The sequence below is a fragment of the Streptomyces sp. NPDC058620 genome, from assembly GCF_042717135.1.
GTDB lineage: Bacteria > Actinomycetota > Actinomycetes > Streptomycetales > Streptomycetaceae > Streptomyces.
Genome location: NZ_JBHXQO010000056.1, coordinates 1 through 23,128 on the forward strand (window position 1 = coordinate 1; position 23,128 = coordinate 23,128).

The 23,128-nt window shown below is 70.7% G+C and carries 18 protein-coding genes; 8 read left to right on the forward strand and 10 right to left on the reverse strand.

What is annotated here, in order from left to right; all coding sequences use genetic code 11:
- Positions 1 to 137 precede the first annotated feature (137 nt).
- From ACFWSK_RS31420 to ACFWSK_RS31430, 3 genes are all read right to left on the reverse strand, one after another.
- Complete coding sequence (locus ACFWSK_RS31420; RefSeq protein ID WP_383793596.1) at positions 138 to 998, reverse strand: ABC transporter permease; 861 nt, start codon at positions 996 to 998, stop codon at positions 138 to 140.
- A complete protein-coding gene (locus ACFWSK_RS31425) occupies positions 995 to 1,966 on the reverse strand; it encodes an ATP-binding cassette domain-containing protein (RefSeq protein ID WP_383793599.1) in 972 nt (323 codons plus the stop codon). Before ACFWSK_RS31425 ends, ACFWSK_RS31420 begins: the two co-directional genes overlap by 4 nt.
- A gap of 154 nt (positions 1,967 to 2,120) precedes the next feature.
- Positions 2,121 to 2,534 (reverse strand): hypothetical protein, encoded by a 414-nt coding sequence (locus ACFWSK_RS31430; protein ID WP_383793601.1) that lies wholly within the window; start codon positions 2,532 to 2,534, stop codon positions 2,121 to 2,123.
- A gap of 118 nt (positions 2,535 to 2,652) precedes the next feature.
- Between ACFWSK_RS31430 and ACFWSK_RS31435 the strand changes: the two genes are divergently transcribed.
- From ACFWSK_RS31435 to ACFWSK_RS31450, 4 genes are all read left to right on the forward strand, one after another.
- Positions 2,653 to 3,543 (forward strand): hypothetical protein, encoded by an 891-nt coding sequence (locus tag ACFWSK_RS31435; RefSeq protein WP_383793604.1) that lies wholly within the window; start codon positions 2,653 to 2,655, stop codon positions 3,541 to 3,543.
- A gap of 86 nt (positions 3,544 to 3,629) precedes the next feature.
- A complete protein-coding gene (locus ACFWSK_RS31440) occupies positions 3,630 to 4,580 on the forward strand; it encodes an NADP-dependent oxidoreductase (protein ID WP_383793606.1) in 951 nt (316 codons plus the stop codon).
- 65 nt (positions 4,581 to 4,645) lie between these two features.
- Positions 4,646 to 4,891 (forward strand): DUF2630 family protein, encoded by a 246-nt coding sequence (locus ACFWSK_RS31445; protein WP_383793609.1) that lies wholly within the window; start codon positions 4,646 to 4,648, stop codon positions 4,889 to 4,891.
- A gap of 61 nt (positions 4,892 to 4,952) precedes the next feature.
- On the forward strand, positions 4,953 to 6,899 hold the full coding sequence (locus ACFWSK_RS31450; protein WP_383793612.1) for an FUSC family protein: 1,947 nt from the start codon (positions 4,953 to 4,955) through the stop codon (positions 6,897 to 6,899).
- A gap of 51 nt (positions 6,900 to 6,950) precedes the next feature.
- Here ACFWSK_RS31450 and ACFWSK_RS31455 read toward each other — a convergent pair whose 3' ends face one another.
- A complete protein-coding gene (locus ACFWSK_RS31455) occupies positions 6,951 to 7,358 on the reverse strand; it encodes an RNA-binding S4 domain-containing protein (RefSeq protein WP_383793615.1) in 408 nt (135 codons plus the stop codon).
- 114 nt (positions 7,359 to 7,472) lie between these two features.
- The gene (locus ACFWSK_RS31460; RefSeq protein ID WP_383793685.1) at positions 7,473 to 9,542 is read right to left on the reverse strand and encodes a PhoX family protein; all 2,070 of its coding nucleotides are present in this window, start codon (positions 9,540 to 9,542) and stop codon (positions 7,473 to 7,475) included.
- 290 nt (positions 9,543 to 9,832) lie between these two features.
- On the opposite strand from ACFWSK_RS31460, the gene ACFWSK_RS31465 reads away from it, so the two are divergent.
- The gene (locus ACFWSK_RS31465) at positions 9,833 to 11,389 is read left to right on the forward strand and encodes a VWA domain-containing protein (RefSeq protein ID WP_383793618.1); all 1,557 of its coding nucleotides are present in this window, start codon (positions 9,833 to 9,835) and stop codon (positions 11,387 to 11,389) included.
- A gap of 167 nt (positions 11,390 to 11,556) precedes the next feature.
- On the forward strand, positions 11,557 to 13,161 hold the full coding sequence (gene metG / locus ACFWSK_RS31470) for a methionine--tRNA ligase (RefSeq protein WP_383793621.1): 1,605 nt from the start codon (positions 11,557 to 11,559) through the stop codon (positions 13,159 to 13,161).
- A gap of 73 nt (positions 13,162 to 13,234) precedes the next feature.
- On the opposite strand, the gene ACFWSK_RS31475 is transcribed toward metG, so the two are convergent.
- Entirely contained in the window at positions 13,235 to 14,029 is a 795-nt protein-coding gene (locus ACFWSK_RS31475; protein WP_383793624.1) for a L,D-transpeptidase family protein, read from the reverse strand.
- A 204-nt stretch (positions 14,030 to 14,233) separates the two neighbouring features.
- On the reverse strand, positions 14,234 to 16,018 hold the full coding sequence (gene aspS / locus ACFWSK_RS31480) for an aspartate--tRNA ligase (protein WP_383793627.1): 1,785 nt from the start codon (positions 16,016 to 16,018) through the stop codon (positions 14,234 to 14,236).
- 226 nt (positions 16,019 to 16,244) lie between these two features.
- Here aspS and ACFWSK_RS31485 point away from each other — a divergent pair, with 226 nt between their 5' ends.
- Positions 16,245 to 18,347 carry a SpoIIE family protein phosphatase gene (locus ACFWSK_RS31485; RefSeq protein WP_383793630.1) on the forward strand — a complete coding sequence of 701 codons (2,103 nt, stop codon included), beginning with the start codon at positions 16,245 to 16,247 and terminating at the stop codon, positions 18,345 to 18,347.
- Positions 18,348 to 18,375: 28 nt separating this feature from the next.
- On the opposite strand, the gene ACFWSK_RS31490 is transcribed toward ACFWSK_RS31485, so the two are convergent.
- From ACFWSK_RS31490 to ACFWSK_RS31500, 3 genes are all read right to left on the reverse strand, one after another.
- Positions 18,376 to 19,479: an AI-2E family transporter gene (locus ACFWSK_RS31490; protein ID WP_383793633.1), complete on the reverse strand. Its 1,104-nt coding sequence runs from the start codon at positions 19,477 to 19,479 to the stop codon at positions 18,376 to 18,378.
- A gap of 94 nt (positions 19,480 to 19,573) precedes the next feature.
- Positions 19,574 to 20,530 carry a pirin family protein gene (locus tag ACFWSK_RS31495; RefSeq protein WP_383793637.1) on the reverse strand — a complete coding sequence of 319 codons (957 nt, stop codon included), beginning with the start codon at positions 20,528 to 20,530 and terminating at the stop codon, positions 19,574 to 19,576.
- A 162-nt stretch (positions 20,531 to 20,692) separates the two neighbouring features.
- A complete protein-coding gene (locus tag ACFWSK_RS31500) occupies positions 20,693 to 21,133 on the reverse strand; it encodes an SseB family protein (RefSeq protein WP_185299800.1) in 441 nt (146 codons plus the stop codon).
- Between the two features lie 167 nt (positions 21,134 to 21,300).
- Between ACFWSK_RS31500 and ACFWSK_RS31505 the strand changes: the two genes are divergently transcribed.
- On the forward strand, positions 21,301 to 23,127 hold the full coding sequence (locus ACFWSK_RS31505) for an acyl-CoA dehydrogenase (RefSeq protein ID WP_383793639.1): 1,827 nt from the start codon (positions 21,301 to 21,303) through the stop codon (positions 23,125 to 23,127).
- The last annotated feature ends 1 nt before the right edge of the window (position 23,128 follow it).

Sequence of the window (23,128 nt, forward strand, 5' to 3'; positions counted from 1 at the left end):
CGGCCGGCATGATGCCGGCCGCCCCTCCCTCCTGCGCGTCGCGTGGATCAAATCCCCGCCCCTTCAAGTCTGTGCCCGGCCCCGGTGGTGTGCGACCTGGACCGCCCCACCGCTCGTCACAGCGCTGGAGCGGCCCCTCACTTGCGGTTGTAGAGCCGCATCGTCACCGAGCCGAACACCACCACGAAGAGCGCCGACCACCCCAACGACCAGGCGATCTCCGTCGCGGGCCACTCACCGGCCATCAGCTCCCGTACCGCGGAGGCGAGATGCGTCACCGGGCTGTTGTTCACGAACGCCTGGAGCCAGCCCGGCATCGTGCTCGGGTCGACGAAGACGTTGCTCAGGAACGTCAGCGGGAAGATCACCATCATGCTGACGCCCATCACGGACTTCTCGGTGCGCAGCATCAGCCCGAACATGGTCCAGATCCACGAGAACGCGAACGAGAACACCACCAGCAGGGCCACACCCGCCAGCACCCCGACCGGTCCGCCGTCCGGCCGGTAGCCGATCATCATGCCGACCGCCAGCATCACCGCCGAGGCCAGCACGTAGCGCAGGACGTCGCCGAGCAGATAGCCGACCATCGCCGCCGGCCGCCAGACGGGCAGCGTACGGAAGCGGTCGAAGACGCCCTTGGTGATGTCGGTGTTGACCGCGACGCCCGTGTACATCGTGATCATCACGACGCTCATCACCAGGATGCCGGGCAGCAGGAACTGGATGTACTCCTCGGTGGAACCGGCCAGCGCACCGCCGAAGAGGTACGTGTACATCAGCACCATCATGATCGGGAACGCCGTCACGTCGAACAGCTGCTCCGGCACATGCTTGATCTTCAGCATGGCCCGCCACCCGAACGTGAGGGACGCCGACAGCGCGCTCGGCCTCGGCGGCCTCTCCTGGCCTACCAGCAGGGCGGCCAGGCTCTCCGCGTCGGGCGCGGCGAGCGCGGCGTCCTCGGGCAGCCCGGTCCTGTCCGTCGTGGTGGTCATGCCGCCACACCCTTCTTGTCCGTGAGCGCGAGGAAGACCTCGTCGAGGCTGGGCTGTCCCAGCGAGAAGTTGTCCACGGTGATCCCGCAGCGGGCCAGCTCCGCGAGGGCGCGTGCGGCCTGTTCGGCGGCACCCTGTTCGGTGCCGTGTCCGTTGACCCGGGCGGTGAGAGCGACCGGGTCCGGGTCGAGCTGCACGGTCGCGTCGAGCGCGGTGGACAGCACCCGCACGGCCTCGGGGCGCTGGTCGGCATCCCGCAGCCGCAGATGTACGGAACCGGCGCCGACCGATGCCTTCAGCTCGCCCTTCGTCCCCTCGGCGATGACCTTGCCGTGGTCGATGACCGCGATCCGGGAGGCCAGTTGGTCGGCCTCGTCCAGATACTGGGTGGTCAGCATGACCGTCGTGCCCTGGGCGACGACGGCCCGCACGATGTCCCAGACCTGGTTGCGGCTGCGCGGGTCGAGCCCGGTCGTCGGCTCGTCGAGGAACAGCAGGTCCGGGGTGCTCAGGATGGACGCGGCGATGTCGATACGGCGGCGCATACCGCCCGAGTAGTTCTTCACCTGCTTGCCGGCCGCCTCGCTCAGCCCGAACGCCTCAAGCAACTGGGCGGAGCGCGCACGGGCCGCGGGCTTCGCGTGCCCGAGGAGCCGGGCGAGCAGGACGAGGTTCTCGGTGCCGGTCAGGTCCTCGTCCACGGAGGCGTACTGCCCGGTGAGGCTGACCAGGCTGCGTACGGCGTCGGCGTCCTTCACGACGTCCTTGCCGAACACCCGCGCCTCGCCACCGTCCGGGCGCAGGAGCGTCGCCAGCATCCGTACGGTGGTGGTCTTCCCGGCGCCGTTCGGCCCGAGGACCCCGTAGACCGTGCCGGGCGCGACAGCGAGGTCGACGCCGTCGACCGCACGGTTGTCCCCGAAGGTTTTCACCAGCCCGTTGGTCTCGATGGCCAGTTCCGTCGTCATGTTCCAGTCCTTGTCGGTTCGAGGGGGCCGGTGGGAAGGTCTGGTGCGGGCCGGTGGGGGAGGAGGACGGCGAAGGGCGACCGCCAGAACGCTCCGGCGGTCGCGGCCGCGGTCGGACATGCCTCCCGCGCTCAGTCCTCCCGCGCTCAGTCCCTCAGTCCTCCCGCGTGTAATAGACGTAGAAGGCGACGCAGAACACTCCGGCTCCCACCAACGCTCCCATGACAGCGGACCGCAGCACACTCGTATTGGTAAGACTCGTCAGGAATCCGATCGCACAGGCCGTCAGGGCGCCGAACGCCGCCGCCCGCAGTTCACGCGGCAGCACGTGCCGGTAGCGGCCCAGGACGAAGCAGAGCGCGGCGAACACCACTCCGGAGACCAGTCCGAGCACGACCTGGCCGCCCGTGACCGGGCCGCCGTCCCGCTCGATGAACGCCGCGTAGAAACCGAAGATCACGCCCAGTGCCAGCGGCACCGCCCAGGCGAGCGGACCATGGTGCCGGGCCGTCGTCCGTGTGCCGGATCCATGGGACCCGCGGGACGGCATGGCTGCGTGTGTGGCCATGGCGGAGAGCTCCTTCCCTCGCCCCCGTTCCTCCAGGGCACACCCGACCGCGCCGCCCGGCAACTCGAATGGCGTACGGCCCGGGGCGCCCCGCCCCCGTACGGGATTCCCTGAGCGTGTGCGCACCTACCTCTCCGTGACCCTGTCGGCAGTCATGCTCGTCCTGCTCGGCGTTCTGGTGCCCCTCAGCGCCCTGGCGGCCTGGGCCGATCTGGAGATCGACGACACCGACCGGTATGTCGCCGCCCTCTCCCCGCTCGCCTCCGACCCCGCCGTGCAGAGCACCGTGGCCGACCTGATCACGGACGAGGCGATGAATCGGCTCGACGTGGGGCTGCTCCAGGGCGCCGTCGAGGAGCTGCTGCGCGGCGCCGTGCAGTCCTTCACGACGACCCAGGCGTTCCAGAACGCCTGGGACCTCGCCAACCGGACCTCCCACGAGACGATGACCGAGGCGCTGGACGGGGACAGCGGCGAGGCCGTGACCATCGACCTGGCGCCGGTGATCCAGCAGGTCAAGCAGGGGCTCGTCAACGACGGGGTGCCGTTCGCGGACCAGATCCCCGTCCAGCGCACCGAGATCACCCTGCTCTCGGCCGACCGCGCGGACGAACTGCGCGGCCGCATCGGCTGGCTGCGGTACTGCAGTGTCTGGCCCGCGGTCGGCACACTCGTGCTGCTCGTCCTGGTGGTGGGGGTGGCGGCGGTGCGGCGAGGTCTGCGGGGCGCGCTGTTCGCCGCCTCGGTCGCGGGGGCGGGTCTGGTGCTCGGCGCACTCGTGCTGCGGGTGCTGGTCGCGGTCGGCCGCGACCGGGTGCTGGACGAGGTGCCGGGCGGCGACCGGGACGGGGCGGCGGCGGTGTTCGACGCGCTGACCGCCTCCTTGCGGACGACGGTGTGGGTGGTGCTCCTCGTCGGCGCGGTGCTGGCCGTCGGCGCGATGGTGGCACGGGTGCTACTGGCACGCCGGACGCCCCGGCCCCGGCAGGCGGGCCCGCCTGTCCGCTGAGGGCCGGGAGGTCCGACGTGCGCTCCCAGGTGGGCCGGGCGAGAGTGGGAATCGTGACTGTCGGGGGCGACTGAGAGGTCTTCCGCATGCGAGCCATCGCCGTCAGCGCGTTCCGCGCGGAGCCCGGTCTCGTGGAGGTTCCCAAGCCTGAACCGGCGGCGGGCGAGGTGCGGGTGAAGATCGAGTACGCGGCCCTCAACCCGTATGACTGGCAGACCGCCGACGGCGCCTGGGGCGATCCGGAGCGGCAGGTGTTCCCGCTGGTCATCGGCGTGGACTTCGCGGGCAGGGTCGACAAGATCGGCAGCGGCGACAACCCCTTCCGGGTGGGCGACCCGGTACTCGGCCGGGTCGCGACGGCGGCGCTGGGGACGGGAACGTACTGCGAGTACGTCTCCGTGCCGCAGGACTCCGTGATCGTCCTGGCCCCGAACGACCTGCCGTCGCGGATCGCCGCCGCACTCCCCTCGGCCGGGATGGCCGCCGCACAGCTCCTGGAGGCAGCGGCGGTACGCCCCGGCGGGCGACTGCTCCTCATCGGTGCGGCAGGCGGCGTCGGCAGCTGTCTGACCCAGCTCGCCACCGCCCGTGACGTGCGTGTTCTCGCGGCGGTACGCGGTGACGAGCGGACCCGGATGGGTGCGCTGGGGGCCGCGGCCACCATCGACACGACGGCCGGGGCCGGGGCCCTCGAAGCGGCCGTGCGCGAGGTGTGCCCGGACGGCGTCGACGCGCTCGTCGACCTCGCCTCCGCCGACCCGGCCGCCTTCGCCGCCCATGCGGCGCTGGTACGCAGGGGCGGCGTCGCCCTCAGCAGCCGGGGCGCCGCCGGTCCGGCGACCGCCCCCGCCGGGACGAGGTGCGCCGACTTCCGGCTGGCCCCGACGGCCGTCCTGCTCGCCACCCTCGCGAAGGCGACCGCCAACGGTGCGCTGAGCGTGCCCGTCGAGGTCGAGCTGCCGCTGGAGAAGGCGCCGCACGCGCTCGCCGAGAACCGTGCGGGCGGTGCGCGCGGAAAGACCCTCTTCGTGCTCTGACCGCACTCCCGGCCCTGCGACGACCAGGCGAGCGACCACACTCCCCCACGATCGAGAGAGGCGTCATGGCCGACCAGGACATCTTCGACAACATCGACGAGCTGATCACCGAGGAACGGGCCCTGCGCGACCGTTCCACCGCGAAGATGGGCCTCTCCGCCGAGGAGAAGGCCCGGCTGCGTACGGTGGAGGTCCAGCTCGACCAGTGCTGGGACCTCCTGCGCCGCCGCCGTGCCCTCAGTGAATTCGGTGAGGACCCGTCAACGGCGAAGGTCAGGCCCGCCGAAGAGGTCGAGAACTACGAGAGCTGACTGAGCACGGACGCCCAGGGCGGCACAGGGCCGCGGCGGGGACGTACGGAGGGGGCACACAGTGGCCGGGGCCGACGCCGAACGGAAACGCGCGGCACCGCCGCCCTGGCTGCTGAGCGGACTGCGCCCGCAGCCCACCCCGGTCCCCTGGGCCGCCGTCGTACGGGCCTCCGTGGCGCTGGCCGCCCCGCTCGCCGTCGGCTTCGCCGTCGACCGGCCGACGTACGGCGCGCTCGTCTCGATGGGCGCTCTGTCCGGTGTCATCGGCGACACCGCCGACGCCTACCGGATGCGCATCCTCAACATCGCCGTACCGCAGCTCTTCGGCGCGCTGGGCATGATGCTCGGCACCTTCGTCTTCGGCACCGGCTGGGCGGCCGTCGCCGTGCTCACCGTCATCGCCCTGGTCTCCGGGATGATGTCGACGATCGGCGCCGTGGCCTCGGTCTCCGGCCTGCTGCTCCTGCTCAACTCGGTGGTCGGCGCCGGGCTGCCCATGCCGGACCCCTGGTGGGTGGCGCCGTTGCTGCTGACGCTCGGCGGCCTGGTGGTACTCGTCCTGACGCTGCTGGCCTGGCCCCTGCGCGGAAAGCTCCCCGAACGGGTCGCCGTGGCCGGCACCTACCGGGCGATCGCCGACCTGCTGGCCGCCGCCGGCACGCCCGCCTACGAGGAGCGCCGCCAGGACGTCACCCAGTCACTGAACGCCTCCTACGACCTGGTCCTGGCACGTCGGGCGCGCTATCACGGGCGCAGTGCCTCCATGGTGCGGCTGCTGTCCCAGCTCAACGTCGTCATCCCGCTCGTGGAGGCCGCGCCCGCCGTCCATCTGACGCGGCGCCCGCTGCCCGGCCTGATTCCGGCGGCGGTGCGCGGGCTGGCGGACGATGTCGAACAGAGCCGTAGCGGCGCACCGGTGCTCGACCTCCCGGACCCCGAATCGCCCGCCACACGCGCCGTGGACAGTGCCCTGCGGCATGCGGCTGCCGTGGTCCACAAGGCCGAGCCCGACCCGTACAACGTGGACGACCGCCTCGGACGGCCCGCCGCACTCGGCGTACGCATCCGGCGGGCGACCCGCAGTGTGCTGTTCTCCGGAACGTCCTGGCGGTACGGGCTGCGCCTGGCCCTCTGCATCGGTCTGGCCCAGGCGCTCACCTCGCTGATCGACGTGGAGCGCTCCTACTGGGTCGCACTGACCGTCACCTTCGTCCTCAAGCCGGACTTCGGCTCGGTCTTCTCCCGCGCCGTGCTGCGCGCGGTGGGCACGGCGGCCGGGCTGGTCATCGCGGCTCCGGTGCTGGCCGAGGTGCCCATCGGGTGGTGGGACGTGCCGGTCATGGTGGTGCTCGCCGCGCTCATCCCGGCGCTCACGGCGAAGGGCTACGCCTTCCAGACCGCGGCCATCACCCCGGTCATCCTGCTGCTCTCGGACCTGCTGAACCACCAGGGCATCGCTCTGGTCCAGCCACGGCTCCTGGACAGCCTGATCGGCTGCGCCATCGTGCTCGTCGCCGGCTATCTGCTCTGGCCGGAGAGCTGGCACACCCGGATCGGCTCCCGGCTCGCGGACGCGGTGACGGACATCGCCGACTATGTGGCGTGCGCCTTCGACGGCCTCGACGCCGACCAGGCGGAACGGGTCCGGGCCAGGCGCCGGCTCTACCGCGACCTGTCGGCCGTACGGTCCGAGTTCCAGCGTGCCCTGACGGAACCGCCTCCCGTCGGAGCACGCGCCGCCGCCTGGTGGCCGCTGGTCGTCGCCGTCGAACGGATCGTGGACGCGACGACGGCGGCCCGGGTCCGGATCAACCACGGGGCCGCGGAGCCACGGGCCGACGAGGTGGCCGCGATCGAGCAGCACCTGCGGGAGCTGTCGGAGGGCCTGCGGTCGAGCGAGGAGCTGGTGGAGGTGCGGGCCGAGCTGCCGGTTGACGAGGACAGCGTGCTGGAGCCGCTCCGTCAGGAAGTGGCGGCGGCCAGGGCGATCGCCTCGCCCCAGCCGTAGGACACCTTCGGCCGGGTTGTGTGTTTCACGTGAAACACACAGAGTGACCGGTCACCGGCCGGGCCCGGGGCCCCGTTCCTGAAGGCGTTCCATCTCCCGCCGGTCGCGCTTGGTGGGGCGACCCGTACCGCGGTCGCGGACCGGGACCTGGAGGGCGATCTCGCGCGGCGGCGGAGGCGGGCTGTTGTCGACGAAGCACTCGGCCGCCACCGGAGGGCCGACCCGCTTCTTCACGAGCTTCGACACGACCACGACCCGGTCCCGGCCGTCGTGCCGGAGCCGTACCTCGTCACCGGTGTGCAGGGCCTGTGCGGGCTTGGCCCGCTCACCGTTGACCCGCACATGACCTGCCCGGCAGGCGGCCGCGGCCTGCGACCGGGTCTTCGTCAGCCGGACCGACCAGATCCAGACGTCGACACGGACGCTGCCCTCCGCCTGCGGTGCCTCACCGGAAACCATGGGACCGACTCTAATGCGGCGCACGCGCACGGGCGCCGTACAAGCGGACTTTTGGTCCGCCCGTACGGCGCCCGTCAGCGACCGTGCCGGGTGGGGCAGTGGAGCAGGGCGCGATCAGACGCCGATGTCCCTGCCGTCCCTGCGCCACACGGCGACGACGGACGGACGGACGATCTTCCCCGGACCGTCCGGCCAGCTGCTCGCCGGCTTGTCGACGGTCGCGCCGTCGATCTCGCCCGGGTGCTGCACCGCGACCAGGACGCGGCGGTCCTGGATCACCGGGCCACAGGTCTCGGCGCCGGTCGGGACGGTGAGGAACTGCTTCAGCTCACCGCGCCGTTCGCCCTGCGTCGCGACACCGAACAGGCCGTCGTGGGAGCCGAGCTGGTTGCCGTCCGTGGAGATCCACAGGTTCCCGTGGTCGTCGAAGGCCACGTTGTCCGGGCAGGAGATGGGGCTGACCTTCTCCTTCGGGAAACCGGCGAAGTACGTCGAGGGGTCGTTCGGGTCGCCCGCGACGAGGAAGAGCCGCCAGGCGAAACCGTCGCCCGCCGGGTCGTCCCAGTGCTCCGCCAGCTCCAGGACCTGGCCGTGCTTGTTGAGGTTGCGCGGGTTCGCCTCGTCCGCGCCGGCCTTGCCCGCCTTGCCCCGGTCGGTGTTGTTGGTGAGCGCGATGTAGACGCGGCCGGTGCGCGGCGACGGCTCGACGTCCTCGGGACGGTCCATCTTCGTGGCGCCGACCTTGTCACCGGCCAGCCGGGTGAAGACGTACACCTCTTCGGCCGTCATGCCGGGCACGTGCGAGACGTTGCCGGTCGCCAGCGGGATCCACACCCCGCTGCCGTCGAACTCGCCGTCGGAGGGCAGCTTTCCCGTGCCGTCGAACTCGGCGGCCGGGGAGTCACCGGTCAGCTTGGCGACGTACAGCGTGCCCTCGTCCAGCAGCGTCAGGTTGTGCTCGCGGGCGGCCCGCGAGTTCCCCTTCTTCATCTGCTTGCTGGAGACGAACTTGTAGAAGTAGTCGAAGCGTTCGTCGTCACCCATGTAGACGACCGGACGCCCGTCGGAGGTCAGCCGGGGCTGCGCCGCCTCGTGCTTGAACCGGCCCAGCGCGGTGCGCTTGCGCGGGGTGGAATCCGGGTCGAACGGGTCGAGTTCGACGACCCAGCCGTGGCGGTGCGGCTCGTTGGGCTCCTGCGCGACGTCGAAGCGCTTGTCGAAACGCTCCCACTTGCGCTCGGTGGTGCTCGAACCGATGCCGTACCGCTTGTCGGTGGGGCTGGAACCGTTGGCGAAGTACTGGTTGAAGTTCTCCTCGCCGTGCAGCGTGGTGCCCCACGGCGTGGTGCCGCCCGCACAGTTGTTCAGCGTGCCGAGGACCTTGCGGCCGGAGGGGTCGGCGGACGTACGCAGCAGAGGGCTGCCCGCGGCCGGGCCGGTGACCCGGAACTCGCTGGTCGCGGTGAGGCGGCGGTTCAGCGGGTGGCGGCCGACGGCACCGAGCTTGCCGGTGCGGTGCTCCTCCTGGACCACGACGACGGAGAGTCCGTGCGCCGCCCACGCGATCTCGACCTGCTCACGGGTGGGATTGGCCGGATCATAACCACGGAACATGAGGTTCTCGTCCGTGTACTCGTGGTTGGCGACCAGGACCTGGCGGCCGCGCTCGCCCCGGAGCGGGAGCAGCGAGAGGAAGTCGACGTTGTAACCGAACTGGCCCGCCTGCGCCTTCGCCGTCTGACGGTCCGGGTCGAAGGCGGGGGCGCCGCGCAGGATCGGCTCGCCCCAGCGGATCACGAGGTTCTGCTCGTAGCCGTCCGGAACGGTGACCTTGTCGTCCTTGTTGGGGGCCACGGGCGCGAAGCGCAGCCCACGTGCGCCCGAAAGGCCGGGCTTGTGCGGGTACTTCGGCGAACCGCCCGGCCCGGCGAGAGCGGCGGCCTCGGCCTGCGGGGCGGCCGGACCGGCGAGGGCGGCGGTCCCGGCAGCGGCGGCAACGGTCACCACGGCGGCGGCACGCATCATCGACCGGCGCGACAGGGCACCGGCGATGACATCGCCGGCGTACTCGTTGTCGCTGGTGTTCGGTATCTCCTGGAAGCAGGCGTCGCCGCAGCGGTAGCGGCAGGTCAGCCCAGAGCGCCCGCCCGGATGCGAGCTGATGAGCGGCAGCAGATTGCGCACGTGGATTCCCTCCATCTGTGTGTCCTGCGTGACGGTAGGTGCGCATTCACGCGGTACGAGGGACTCCCGGTGAACGGGGGGTGAAGTCCGGGCCACCGCTGCTCTCCCCGGGTGGCCGGAATTCGCCAATGCCTCGGTTGGGGCTCGGTTGAGGCTCAGTTGTCCCCGGGGCGGGCCGTGCCGACGAACGGCCGGATCCGGCCGCTAACCTTACGTATCCGCCCTGGCCAGGGATCAATTTCCGCAGGGCGGACATATACCGCACCCAACTCACGCGAAAGGCTTGGCCCATGGGCATTCGGAGCTTGCTGCGCAAGGTGTTCGGCCGCACGGAGCAGGACGAGTCGGCCACGGCCACCGTCCCGCCCCAGGCCGAGCGCACCCAGCCCACGGAGCCGGAGCCGGAGACGACTTCGGCGGCCGAGCCCGCACCGGCCGTGAAGGCGTCGGTGCCCGCCCCGGCTTCCTCCTCTCCCTCCACCTCCCCCTCGACCTCTCCCTCCGCTTCCGCCTCCACTTCCGCCTCCGCCTCCGCCTCCGCTTCTTCGCGGGAGAGCGGACTGGCTTCGGACCTGGTGGCGGCCGCCTTCGACAAGGCGGCCGCCGCTTCGTCGTCCGCCCCCGCCGCCACGCCCACGGTCCCGGCCCAGGGTTCGGCCCCCGACACGAAGCCGGCGCCTGTCGCGGAGCCGGTGGCCGAGCCGGCCGCCGAGACCGTGGCGGAGCCCGTCGCGGAAGCGGAGGCCGTATCCGAGGTGGTGGCCGAGCCGGCCGCCGCCGCGAGCGAGCCCGAGGCGAAGCCGGAGCCGATCACGCTCGACCTGGACCCGGAACCGGAAACGGAAACGAAGCCGGAGCCGGAAACGAAGCCGGAGCAGGAATCCGCCGCAGTCCCGGCCGCCGAGACGGAGCTCACCCCGGAGCCGACCCCCGAGCCGGCCCAGGAGGCAGCCCCCGAGGCAGCCCCCGAGCCCGTCGCCGAGGTCGAGCCCGAGCCGGCCGCCGAGACCGAGGCCCTCCCGGAGCCGGCCACAGAGCCGGCCACAGGGGTAACCCCGGAGCCTGCCGCCGAGTCCGTCGCCGATCCGGTGGCCGAGTCCGTCGCCGAGCCCGCCGCCGAGCCCGCCGCCGACGCCCCGGCGGCCACCGCCGCCGCCAAGCCCGCCGTAGCCCTCGCCCGGGTCAAGTCCCGCGCGCCCCAGCTCGTCGACTCCTACAAGGCGGCGCAGGCCGGGCTCAAGGAGCACGGGCTGACCGGGCTCCGCGCCACCGTCTACCTCGTGCTCGACCGGTCCGGGTCCATGCGGCCGTTCTACAAGGACGGCAGCGCCCAGCACCTGGGCGACCGCACGCTGGCCCTCGCCGCGCACCTCGACGAGAACGCCACCGTCCCCGTCGTCTTCTTCTCGACCGACATCGACGGCACCGGGGCGATCGACCTCACCGCCCACGAAGGCCGGATCGACGAGCTGCACGCCGGGCTCGGCCGCCTCGGACGCACCAACTACCACCGTGCCGTCGAGGAGATCGTCGCGCACTACGAGAAGTCGGGGGCCACCGGTCCCGCCCTCGTGATCTTCCAGACGGACGGCCCGCCGGACGCCAAGCAGGCCGCCCGCCAGGCCCTGGCGGACGCGGCACGGCTGCCGCTGTTCTTCCAGTTCGTCGCCTTCGGTGACGAGGACGCCAAGGGCTTCGACTTCCTGCGCAGGCTCGACGTCGAGAACGCCGCGTTCTTCCACGCCGGGCCGGCGCCGCGCGAGGTCCCGGACGCCACGTTCTACCGGGAGATCCTGTCCGCGCTCCCCGCCTGGACCGCCGCCCGCAAGGACGTCACCGGCAGCTGATCCACGCACCCACACCGTCACGGCGGTGCCCGCCCCAGTGGCCGGGCACCGCCGTCGTCGTACTCCCACTCCACCAAATAGAACGCGCGATCGAAAAGCGCCGCCCGGATGGTCCCCGGCATTTTTCCGTGCGAGTGGATCAGCCGGGGGCCGTTAGGATTTCGACCATGGCGGCCACTGGAACCGAGAAGCAGGAGTCGAAGGCGTTCTACGTCTCGACCCCCATTTACTACGTCAACGACGCTCCTCACCTGGGCCACGCCTACACGACCGTCGCAGGCGACGTGCTCACGCGCTGGCACCGTCAGCGCGGCGAGAAGGTGTGGTTCCTCACCGGCACGGACGAGCACGGTCAGAAGATCATGCGTACGGCCGAGGCGAACAACGTCTCCCCGCAGGCATGGTGCGACAAGCTCGTCGAGGAGGCGTGGAAGCCCCTCTGGGAGCACCTGAACATCACGAACGACGACTTCATCCGTACGACGGAGAAGCGGCACACCGACCGTGTGCAGGAGTTCGTGCAGGACCTGTACGACAAGGACCAGATCTACAAGGGCGGGTACGAAGGTCCGTACTGCGTGGGCTGCGAGGAGTACAAGCTCCCTGGCGACCTCATCGAGGCCGAGGACGGCACCAAGCTGTGCCCCGTCCACAAGAAGCCGGTGGAACTCCTCAAGGAGGAGAACTACTTCTTCAAGCTGAGCGAGTACGGCCCGAAGCTGCTGGAGTTCTACGCGGCCAACCCCGGCTTCATCCAGCCCGAGTCGGCCCGCAACGAGGTGCTGAACTTCGTCAAGCAGGGCCTCCAGGACCTGTCGATCTCGCGCTCGACCTTCGACTGGGGCGTCCCGGTGCCGTGGGACGAGAAGCACGTGATCTACGTCTGGGTCGACGCGCTGCTCAACTACGCGACGGCCGTCGGCTACGGCGCCAACCAGGAGAAGTTCGAGAGCACCTTCCCTGCCGACGTGCACCTCATCGGCAAGGACATCCTGCGCTTCCACTCGGTGATCTGGCCCGCGATGCTGATGGCGCAGGGGCTGCCGCTGCCCGGCAAGGTCGTCGCCAACGGCTGGCTGATGGTCGGCGGCGAGAAGATGTCCAAGTCGAACCTGACGGGCATCAAGCCGCAGGACCTGACCTCGCACTTCGGCGTGGACGCGTACCGCTGGTACTTCCTGCGGGCGATCGCGTACGGCAACGACGGCTCGTTCTCGTGGGAGGACTTCGCCGCCCGCTACACCTCCGAACTCGCCAACGACTACGGCAACCTGGCCTCGCGCCTCGCCGCGATGGTCGGCAAGTACTTCGGCGGGGCGCTTCCGGAGGCCACGGCCGCCGGTGACGCCGAGCAGGCCGTGCGGGACGGCCTGGCCAAGGCCGTCGCCACCGCCGACCAGAAGATCGGCGAGGAGCTCGACTTCCAGGCCGGCATCCTGGCGATCTTCGACTTCGTGAAGCAGGTCAACGGCTACATCACGGAGCAGGAGCCCTGGAAGGTCGCCAAGGACACGTCCCCGGAGGGCCAGGCCCGCCTCGCGACGATCCTGTACACCGCCGCCGAGGCGCTGCGCGGTGTGGCCGTCCTGCTGAACTCGGTGATGCCGGAGACCTCGCAGAAGCTGTGGGAGTCCCTGGGCGCCGAGGAGTCCCTGGGCGCACTGGCCGACCAGCGGGTGCAGGACGCGGGCACCTGGGGCCGGCTGCCCGCCGGGGCGACGGTGACGAAGGGCGCGGTGCTGTTCCCGCGCCTGGAGGAGAAGCCCGCGTAGTCACCTTCCACGCGACGGCAGAGGGCCGGGACCGCAGGCGCGGTCCCGGCCCTCTCGTGTGCCGTCCGGCGGCTCATCGGCGCAGCGTCATCGCGTCCCCCATCACGATCACCGGCTTCTTCGCCGGGTCGAGGGCGAGGAGAAGGTCCCTCATCCGGTCCTCGGGGAGCGAGACGCAGCCCTGGGTCGGGCCGCCGTGGTCCACATGGAGCCAGATGCCGCCGCCCCGGTCCTCGCCGAGCGGGCGCTCCCGGTCGAGGGGCGTGACACCGGGTGTGCGGTTGTAGTCGATGGCGACGACGTAGTCGAAGGACCCTTCGAGCGACTCCCCGTAGAAGCCCTCCCCGCTCATCGCGAAACGCGGATGCTCGTCGTACGGGAGCAGGGCCCCCGGGTCGGGGAGCCGCCCGCCCGCGTCGGAGAGGGTGTAGACACCGACCGGCGACTTGAGGTCGCCCGCCACATGGAGGTCCGTCCAGCCCTTCAGGCCGTTGTGTGCGGGCCAGGGACCTGCCGCTGCCCGCCAGCCCTCGGCGGGGGCGTCACGGACGTAGAGGACGGCGGTGGACTGGTTGGAGTCGCGGGCCTCGCCCGTGACGACGACCGCCTGGCGCGCGGTGGCCGGGATCGCGGCCCTGGTACGCGGGCCGAGCGCCGGGATCTCCGCGGGCCGGGGAGTCGCCGCGCGCCCGGCCGCCGGAATCTCCGCGGGCCGGGAAGCCTGCGCGCGACCGGCCGCGGGCATCGACTGGGAGCCTGCCGCACCACGGGCCCCGGTGGGCGGGGCCGTTTCCGTGGAGCAGCCGGTCAGGGCGAGGAGGAGCAGGGTGGTGAGGGTGGCGGCGCACAAGCGTCGGGAAGCGGACACGGCGAGGGGCTCCTGAGTGGGTCGACTGACGCAGTAGCAGGTGGCATTCATAGCCGGTCCGGCCCCTGACACATCCTCAACCAGGCCATCCGGCCGTATGCGTCGCCCGCCGTCCCCTGTTCCTGTGCGCGCGTACCCGCACCCGCACGTGAAACAGCCCCCGGCCTGACGACCGGGGGCTGTTTCACGTGGAACAACGGCGGGCTACTTCTCCGTCTTGTCCTTCGCCGAGGCGACCGGCTTACGGAGCTGGATGTTCAGCTCACGCAGACGGGTCTCGTCCAGCTCGGACGGTGCGCCCATCATCAGGTCCTGGGCGTTGCCGTTGAGCGGGAAGGCGATCGTCTCGCGGATGTTGGGCTCGTCGGCGAGGAGCATCACGATGCGGTCGACGCCGGGGGCGATGCCACCGTGCGGCGGGGCGCCGAGGCGGAACGCGCGCAGCATGCCCGCGAACTCCCGCTCGACGGTCTCGGCCTCGTAGCCGGCGATCTCGAACGCCTTGATCATGACGTCGGGCTCGTGGTTACGGATGGCGCCGGAGGACAGCTCGATGCCGTTGCAGACGATGTCGTACTGCCACGCCAGGATGTCCAGCGGGTCCTTCTCCTCCAGGTCCTTCATGCCGCCCTGGGGCATGGAGAACGGGTTGTGGGAGAAGTCGATCTTCCCGGTGTCCTCGTCCTTCTCGTACATCGGGAAGTCGACGATCCAGCAGAACCGGAAGACGCCCTCCTCGAAGTGACCGGAGCGCTTGGCGGCCTCGACGCGGACGACGGACATGATCTTGGAGACCTCGTGGAACTCGCCCGCGCCGAAGAAGACGGCGTGGCCGGGAACGAGGGACAGGCGCTCGGTGAGCGTCTTGACGTCCGCCTCGGTGAGGAACTTGGCGATCGGACCCGCCAGGGTGCCGTCCTCGCCGACCCGGACCCAGGCGAGGCCCTTGGCGCCGTGCTCGATCGCGTACGCACCGAGGCCGTCGAAGAACTTCCGGGACTGCCCTGCGGTGTCCGGGACCGGCAGCGCGCGGACGTGCTTGCCGGCGAACGCCTTGAACTCCGAGTCCGCGAAGACGTCGGAGATGTCGACGAGCTCCAGCTGGGCGCGGAGGTCCGGCTTGTCGTTGCCGTACTTCAGCATCGACTCACGGAACGGGATGCGCGGGAAGGGCGAGGTGACGTGGCGGCCGTTGCCGTACTCCTCGAAGAGCTCGGTCATGAGCTTCTCGATCGGCTGGAAGACATCCTCCTGCTCGACGAACGACATCTCGACGTCGAGCTGGTAGAACTCGCCGGGCGAGCGGTCCGCGCGGGCGTCCTCGTCGCGGAAGCACGGCGCGATCTGGAAGTAGCGGTCGAAGCCGGAGATCATCAGCAGCTGCTTGAACTGCTGGGGGGCCTGCGGCAGCGCGTAGAACTTGCCCGGGTTCAGCCGGGAGGGGACCACGAAGTCGCGGGCGCCCTCGGGGGAGGTCGCGGCGAGGATCGGGGTCGCCATCTCGTTGAAGCCGAGGGCCACCATCTTGGAGCGGATGGAGGCGATGACCGACGAGCGCAGCATGATGTTGCGGTGCATGCGCTCGCGGCGCAGGTCGAGGAAGCGGTACTCCAGGCGCCGCTCCTCGTTGACCCCGTCCTCGGCGTTGATCGTGAAGGGCAGCGGGGCCGCCTCGCCCAGGACCTCGACCTCGGTGACCTCGATCTCGATGTCACCGGTCGGGAGCTCCGGGTTGACGTTGTCGGCACCGCGAGCGGAGACCTTGCCGTCGATCCGGACGACGGTCTCCTTGGTCAGCTTCGACAGGGCGTCGTTGCCGGGCGTGCCGGGGCGGGCGACGAGCTGCACCAGACCGTAGTGGTCGCGCAGATCGATGAAGAGGATGCCACCCAGGTCTCGGCGATTGTGCAGCCAGCCGCTCAGCCGGACGTCGGTGCCGACGTCAGAGGCGCGGAGCTCGCCGCAGGTGTGGGACCTGTACCGATGCATCGTCGTTCATCCAGTCTTAGCGATTCGAGGCGGATTGAGACCGACGGGGAATCGGAGGGCGGTCTCAGCCACCCCAGGCTACCGCCCGCGTCCGCACCCCAGCATTGCCATTGTCGTTTCAAGGTCTTCCGGGACACATCGGACGCCGGGTCCGGGCCGCGAGCCGCCGGGCGGCCGCCCGCCCCCTCGGTGGCGTCCCACGGGCAGATCTTCATAAAGTGGGGCAATGCGCACCGAGGAAGTCCTGGCCGCGATCGCGACCGGTCTGTGGCGCTGGGACAACGAAGCCGGGACGGTCACGCTCGACGCGGAGGCGGCCCGGCTCCTCGGCCTGCCCGCCGAGGCCGGCGACTTCAGAGAGTCCGTGGTGCGCTCCCGGTTCCACCCGGTCGACTGGAACGAGATCTACGGGGTCGTGAATCTCGCGGTCGCCGAGGGCACCCTCGCCGAGGCCCGGCTGCGGATCGTGGACGAGCAGGGTTACGTACTCCGTATCGTGCGCAGCCGGTCGAGGCCGGTCCTGCGGCCCGGGGGAGGCCCCGAGGGCTACGTACTGATGGGCACCCTCCAGGAGGTCGCCGAGCCGCAGCCGGGCTCCACCGCCGAGCACACGGCCATCACCGGAGACTGGCGCCGTTCCCGTGAGGCGTTCCTGCTGGACGCGGGCCGGGCGCTGGCCGAGGCGCGGTCCACCGAGGAGGTGCTGCGGGTCGCCGCGTCCCTCTCGATGCCCGGGTTCTCGCCGGACGGCCTGGCCGTCTTCGGCGTCGCGGGAGAGCGGCTGACGATCATCGGGCACCATGGGCACAACGTGGGCGACGAGGACCCGTTCGCCGACATGCCCCTCGACACCGACTACCCGGCCGCCGAGGTCGTACGGACCGGGCGGGCGATCTATCTGCCGTCGCCGGACGAGTACCGCCGGCGCTTCTCCGCCACCTGGCCGCTGGCCCGCCGCTTCGGACGCCGCTCCTGGGCCTTCCTGCCGCTGGTCGCCTCGGGCCACGTGATGGGCGCCTGGATGGCCGGGTTCCGGCATCCCGTGTCCTTCTCGCCGGACGAGCGCGCCGTGCTGACGACGGTCGCCCGGATGCTCGCCCAGGCACTGGACCGCGCCGGGGCCGCCGAGACCGAACGCGAGCTGTCGCTAGGCCTCCAGCGCTCGATGATGCCCTCCCTCGGGCCCGACATCCCCGGGATGTCCGTGGCCGCGCGCTACATCCCGACCGGCGGCGGGCTCCAGGTCGGCGGCGACTGGTACGACATGATCCCGCTCCCCAACGGCCGTATCGCGCTCGTCATCGGCGACGTGCAGGGCCATGACGTACGGGCCGCCGGACTCATGGGCCAGCTGCGGATCGCCCTGCGCGCCTACGCGTCCGAGGGGCACCGCCCCGACGCGGTGCTCTCCCGGGCCTCGCGCTTCCTCGCCGGTCTCAGCGAGGAGCCGGGGAGCGCCGGCGAGGAACGCGCCGCCCCGCGCTTCGCGACCTGCCTGTACGCGGAGGCCGACCCGGAGACCGGCACGCTGGACATCGCACGGGCGGGCCACCCGGACCCCGTGGTGATCAGCATCGACGGCACCGCGGTGATCCGGCAGACCGCGGGCGGGCTGCCGCTGGGCATCGAGACCGACTCGGACTATCCGACGACCAGGGTCGTCCTGGAACCAGGCGAAACGATCATGCTGTGCACGGACGGGCTCATCGAGACCGGCGGCCACGACATGGCGACCGGCTGGAACCGGCTCCGCCCGGTCCTGGAGCAGCCGACCGAGGACCTGGAGAAGCTGGCCGACGCCCTCGTACAGGCCGTGCACGGCCCCACGTCCCACTACACGACCGGGTCCCTGGCCGACCGGCGCGAGGACGACATCGCCGTCCTGATGCTCCGCCGCGCGGGCCCCACGGCCCGGCGGGCGCACCCGCGCCGCACCGCGATGACCATCGCCCAGGCCGAACCCGAACGGATCGCGGCGGCGCGGCAGCAGCTGCGCGAGCTCCTGCACGACTGGACCGACCCGGAACAGGTCGACTCGGCCGTGCTGATGCTCTCCGAGATGGCCACCAACGTGCTCGTCCACACGGACGGCGACGCGCTGATGGTCGCGGAGGCGAGCGGGGAACGGGGCGAGCGGCGGCTGCGCGTGGAGGTCGCCGACGGGAGCGACGAGCTGCCGCACAAGCGGCGGCCCGGGGAGATGGCGTCCAGCGGCCGGGGACTCGTCCTGATGGAGATGCTGGCCGACACCTGGGGGGTGGACCCCCGGGGCGAGGGCAAGTCGATCTGGTTCGAGCTGCTGGAGGCGCAGGAGCGGCCGGCGCCCTGACCGGGAGCGTGTGGCGGGCGCGTCGCCCTCACGCCCCGGACGGGCCCGGCGGCGGGCCGCCGCCGGCCTCGGGGGCACCGCCGGGCTCCCGGGCCGCGTACCCCTTCCTGAGCTCCCCGATCACGCCGAACGCCGCCGCGCACACCGGCACCGCGAGCAGCATGCCCAGGACGCCGGCGACGCTGGCGCCCGCGGTCAGGGCGATCATGATCATGGCCGGGTGCATCTGGACCGTACGGCTCTGGATCACCGGCTGGAGGACGTGGCCCTCCAGCACCTGCACCGCGAGCACCACCCCGAGGGCCCAGAGGGCGATGACGAGCCCCCGGTCGGCGAGCGCGACCAGAACGGCCACCGCGCCCGAAAGGAACGCCCCGAGATACGGGATGTAGGCCCCGACGAAGACCAGCGCCCCCAGGCCCGGTGCCCCCGGGACGTCCAGGATCAGGAGGCCCACGGTGATGCACAGGGCGTCGATCAGCGCGATGAACGTGGTGCCCCGCATGAAGCCCTCGACGGCCTCGAAGGCCCGCCGCCCCACGGCCTCCACCAGATCGCCGGTACCCCGCGGGGCGATGGTGTGGGCGAGATTCGCGGCCCGGTCGGAGTCGCGCAGGAAGAAGAAGGTGAGCAGCAGGGCCAGCACACCGGCCGCCACGAAGGAGCCGACCAGGCTGATCCCGCTGAGCAGGCCGCCCGCCGCGCTGGCGCCGAACTTCTCGACGAGGCTCTTGGTGTTGTCGGCGAGGTCGTCCACGTTCGCGCCGTCCGCGACGCCGAAGTGGTCGATGATCCACTGCCCCGCGTCCTTGAGCGAGTCCACGATCTGGTCACCGGTGTCGATGAGCGCCGTGACGACGACGTACCCGGCGCCGCCGACCACCGCCACGAGCGCGGCGCAGGTCAGCCCGGCGGCCAGGGAACGGTTCACGCGGTGCGCCGTCAGCCAGCGGTGGACGGGCCCGAGCAGCGCCGTACCGAGCAGCGCGAGCAGGACCGGCGTGACCGCCGTCTTGAGCACGATGCACAGCCAGATGGCTACCGCGGCGACACCGGTGACGAGGAGTACGACGCCGCACCACGCGGCTGTCCGGCGCGCACCGTCGGGCAGGAGAGGCTTCTGGGTCTGCACTCTCCCCACCCGATCACGGTGCGGGTGCGGCGGCCCGCCCGTGAGGGCGTACGGGTGACGGACCGTCACCCCCGCCCCACGGGCGGACGGGGTGTCACATTCCGTGGACGGCGGGCACCGTGCCGAGGCGGCCGGCCTGGAAGTCCTCGAACGCCTGCTTGAGCTCGGCCTGACTGTTCATCACGAACGGCCCGTAGTGCGCCATCGGCTCACGGATCGGACGGCCGCCGAGCAGGACGATCTCCAGGTCGGGGGTGTTGCCGTCCTGGGACTCGTCCGCACGGACGGTGAGCGAGGAACCGCTGCCGAAGACGGCGGTCTGCCCCTTGTGGACCGGCCGGCGCTCGGCACCGGCCGTGCCGCGCCCGGCCAGCACGTACGCGAGTGCGTTGAAGTCCTCGCGCCACGGCAGGGTCACCTCGGCGCCGGGCCGGACGGTGGCGTGGATCATCGTGATCGGGGTGTGGGTGATCCCCGGGCCCTCGTGCCCGTCGAGCTCACCGGCGATGACGCGGAGCAGCGCGCCGCCGTCCGGGGACGCGAGAAGCTGGACCTGGCCACCGCGGATGTCCTGGTAGCGGGGGGCCATCATCTTGTCGGCCCTGGGAAGGTTCACCCAGAGCTGGAGGCCGTGGAAGAGGCCGCCGGACATGACGAGGGACTCCGGCGGGGCCTCGATGTGCAGCAGACCGGAGCCGGCCGTCATCCACTGGGTGTCGCCGTTCTCGATGGTGCCGCCGCCACCGTTGCTGTCCTGGTGGACGAAGGTGCCGTCGATCAGGTACGTCACGGTCTCGAAGCCGCGGTGCGGGTGCCAGGGCGTGCCCTTCGGCTCCCCGGCCGCGTACTCCACCTCACCCATCTGGTCCATCATGATGAACGGGTCGAGGTGCTTGTAGTCGATGCCCGCGAAGGCGCGGCGCACCGGGAAGCCCTCTCCCTCGAACCCGGTGGGCGCGGTCGTGACCGCGAGCACGGGACGGGCCACGGCGTCGCCCTGGGCCACGACCTTGGGCAGGCTCAGCGGGTTTTCGACGGTCACTGCAGGCATGGGAAGCCTCCTCCGGGATTGTCCTGATTCCAATTTAGTTGAATAGTGAACATCCTGCAAGGGGGAACGCATTCCCGCCCCGCCCGGGCAGCGAGAAGGGCCCGCACCCCTGGGGTGCGGGCCCTTCAGAACGGCAACAAGCCGTCCGCGCGGCAGGGGCGTCTAGCCGTACATGCGGCGCATCGCGAAGTCGACCATCTGCTCCACGGCCTTGGCGTCGAAGACCATGCGGTGATCGCCCTCCATGTCGAGGACGAAGCCGTAGCCGGTGGGCAGCAGGTCGATCACCTCGGCTCCGGTGATCACGAAGTACTTGGACTCCTTGCCCGCGTACAGGCGCAGCTCCTTCAGCGTGGTGAACATGGGAATCACCGGCTGCTGGGTGTTGTGCAGGGCCAGGAAGCCCGGGTTGTCCCCCCGCGGGCAGTAGACCTTGGAGGTCGCGAAGATCTGCTGGAAGTCCTCCGCGGACAGGGAGCCCGTGGTGAAGGCCCGGACCGCGTCCGCCAGGGAGGGCGGCGAGGGTTCGGGATACAGCGGCTGCTCGCCGTAGCCGCCGCCCATCTGCTGCTGCGCGCCCGGGTTCTGGTCATAGCCGTACATGCCGCAAAGAGTAATCGGACACATCAACCCCTTGAGGGGTTGCGTCTTATTACTGACGGGTAGCATCATCGTAGAGGTCAGCTGATATACCCACGCCAGCTCGTCGCCCGACCCTCACCCCTCCCCGGGGCGCTGCGCGCCACTGCTATTGATTACGGAGCCTTCCCATGGGGCACTACAAGTCGAATCTCCGCGACATCGAGTTCAACCTCTTCGAGGTCCTCGGGCGCGACAAGGTGTACGGCACCGGCGCATTCGCCGAGATGGACGTCGACACCGCGAAGACCATCCTCGACGAGATCACCCGCCTCGCGGAGAACGAGCTCGCCGACTCCTTCGCGGACGCCGACCGCAACCCGCCGGTCTTCGACCCCGAGACCAACACCGCTCCGGTCCCGGAAACCTTCAAGAAGTCGTACCAGGCGTTCATGGACTCCGAGTACTGGCGTCTGGGCCTGCCCGAGGAGATCGGCGGCACCACCTCCCCGCGCTCCCTGATCTGGGGCTACGCGGAGCTGCTGCTCGGTGCGAACCCGGCCGTCTGGATGTACTCATCCGGCCCGGCCTTCGCCGGCATCCTCTTCGACGAGGGCAACGAGGCGCAGAAGAAGATCGCGGAGATCGCCGTCGAGAAGCAGTGGGGCTCGACGATGGTGCTGACCGAGCCCGACGCGGGTTCGGACGTCGGCGCCGGCCGCACGAAGGCCGTCGAGCAGGAGGACGGCTCCTGGCACATCGAGGGTGTGAAGCGCTTCATCACCTCGGGCGAGCACGACATGTCCGAGAACATCCTCCACTACGTGCTGGCGCGTCCCGAGGGCGCGGGACCGGGTACCAAGGGCCTGTCGCTCTACATGGTCCCGAAGTTCCACTTCGACTGGACCACCGGCGAGCTGGGCGAGCGCAACGGCGTGTACGCGACGAACGTCGAGCACAAGATGGGCCTCAAGGCGTCCAACACGTGCGAGATGACGTTCGGCGACCGGCACCCCGCCAAGGGCTGGCTGGTCGGTGACAAGCACGACGGCATCCGCCAGATGTTCCGCATCATCGAGTTCGCCCGCATGATGGTCGGCACGAAGGCCATCGCGACCCTGTCGACGGGTTACCTGAACGCGCTGGAGTACGCCAAAGAGCGCGTCCAGGGCACCGACCTGTCGCAGTTCATGGACAAGACGGCGCCCAAGGTCACCATCACGCACCACCCCGACGTGCGCCGCTCGCTCATGACGCAGAAGGCGTACGCGGAGGGCATGCGCTCCCTCGTGCTCTACACCGCCACGGTCCAGGACGCGATCCAGGAGAAGGAGGCCGCGGGCGAGGACGCCAAGGCGCTGCACGGCCTCAACGACCTGCTGCTCCCGATCGTGAAGGGCTACGGCTCCGAGAAGTCGTACGAGCAGCTCGCGCAGTCGCTCCAGACCTTCGGCGGTTCCGGTTACCTCCAGGAGTACCCGGTCGAGCAGTACATCCGCGACGCCAAGATCGACACCCTGTACGAGGGCACGACGGCGATCCAGGGTCAGGACTTCTTCTTCCGGAAGATCGTCCGCGACCAGGGCGCCTCGCTGAACACGCTCTCCGAGGAGATCAAGAAGTTCCTCGCCGAGAACCAGGGCAACGAGGACCTCGGCGCCTCGGTCGACTCGCTCGCGAAGGCGGCCGTGGACCTGGAGGCGATCGTCGGCACGATGATCACCGACCTCACCGCCACCGGCGAGGACGTCAAGAACATCTACAAGGTGGGCCTCAACACGACCCGCCTGCTGATGGCGTCCGGCGATGTCGTGGTCGGCTACCTGCTGCTCAAGGGCGCGGCCGTGGCCGCCGAGAAGCTGCGAGGCGCCTCCGCGAAGGACGTCCCCTTCTACCAGGGCAAGATCGCCGCCGCGAAGTTCTTCGCCGCGAACATCCTGCCGGGCGTCGGCGCCGAGCGCGCGCTCGCCGAGACGGTCGACAACTCGCTGATGGAGCTGGACGAGGCCGCGTTCTAGG

Bases quoted from the DNA above. Each gene is read 5' to 3' on its own strand.
- ACFWSK_RS31420 (WP_383793596.1), bottom strand. From the start codon at position 998: ATGACCACCACGACGGACAGGACCGGGCTGCCCGAGGACGCCGCGCTC.
- ACFWSK_RS31505 (WP_383793639.1), top strand. From the start codon at position 21,301: ATGGGGCACTACAAGTCGAATCTCCGCGACATCGAGTTCAACCTCTTC.
- ACFWSK_RS31430 (WP_383793601.1), bottom strand. From the start codon at position 2,534: ATGGCCACACACGCAGCCATGCCGTCCCGCGGGTCCCATGGATCCGGC.
- ACFWSK_RS31495 (WP_383793637.1), bottom strand. From the start codon at position 20,530: ATGCCTGCAGTGACCGTCGAAAACCCGCTGAGCCTGCCCAAGGTCGTG.
- aspS (WP_383793627.1), bottom strand. From the start codon at position 16,018: ATGCATCGGTACAGGTCCCACACCTGCGGCGAGCTCCGCGCCTCTGAC.
- ACFWSK_RS31425 (WP_383793599.1), bottom strand. From the start codon at position 1,966: ATGACGACGGAACTGGCCATCGAGACCAACGGGCTGGTGAAAACCTTC.
- metG (WP_383793621.1), top strand. From the start codon at position 11,557: ATGGCGGCCACTGGAACCGAGAAGCAGGAGTCGAAGGCGTTCTACGTC.
- ACFWSK_RS31500 (WP_185299800.1), bottom strand. From the start codon at position 21,133: ATGTACGGCTATGACCAGAACCCGGGCGCGCAGCAGCAGATGGGCGGC.
- ACFWSK_RS31485 (WP_383793630.1), top strand. From the start codon at position 16,245: ATGCGCACCGAGGAAGTCCTGGCCGCGATCGCGACCGGTCTGTGGCGC.
- ACFWSK_RS31455 (WP_383793615.1), bottom strand. From the start codon at position 7,358: ATGGTTTCCGGTGAGGCACCGCAGGCGGAGGGCAGCGTCCGTGTCGAC.
- ACFWSK_RS31465 (WP_383793618.1), top strand. From the start codon at position 9,833: ATGGGCATTCGGAGCTTGCTGCGCAAGGTGTTCGGCCGCACGGAGCAG.
- ACFWSK_RS31445 (WP_383793609.1), top strand. From the start codon at position 4,646: ATGGCCGACCAGGACATCTTCGACAACATCGACGAGCTGATCACCGAG.
- ACFWSK_RS31440 (WP_383793606.1), top strand. From the start codon at position 3,630: ATGCGAGCCATCGCCGTCAGCGCGTTCCGCGCGGAGCCCGGTCTCGTG.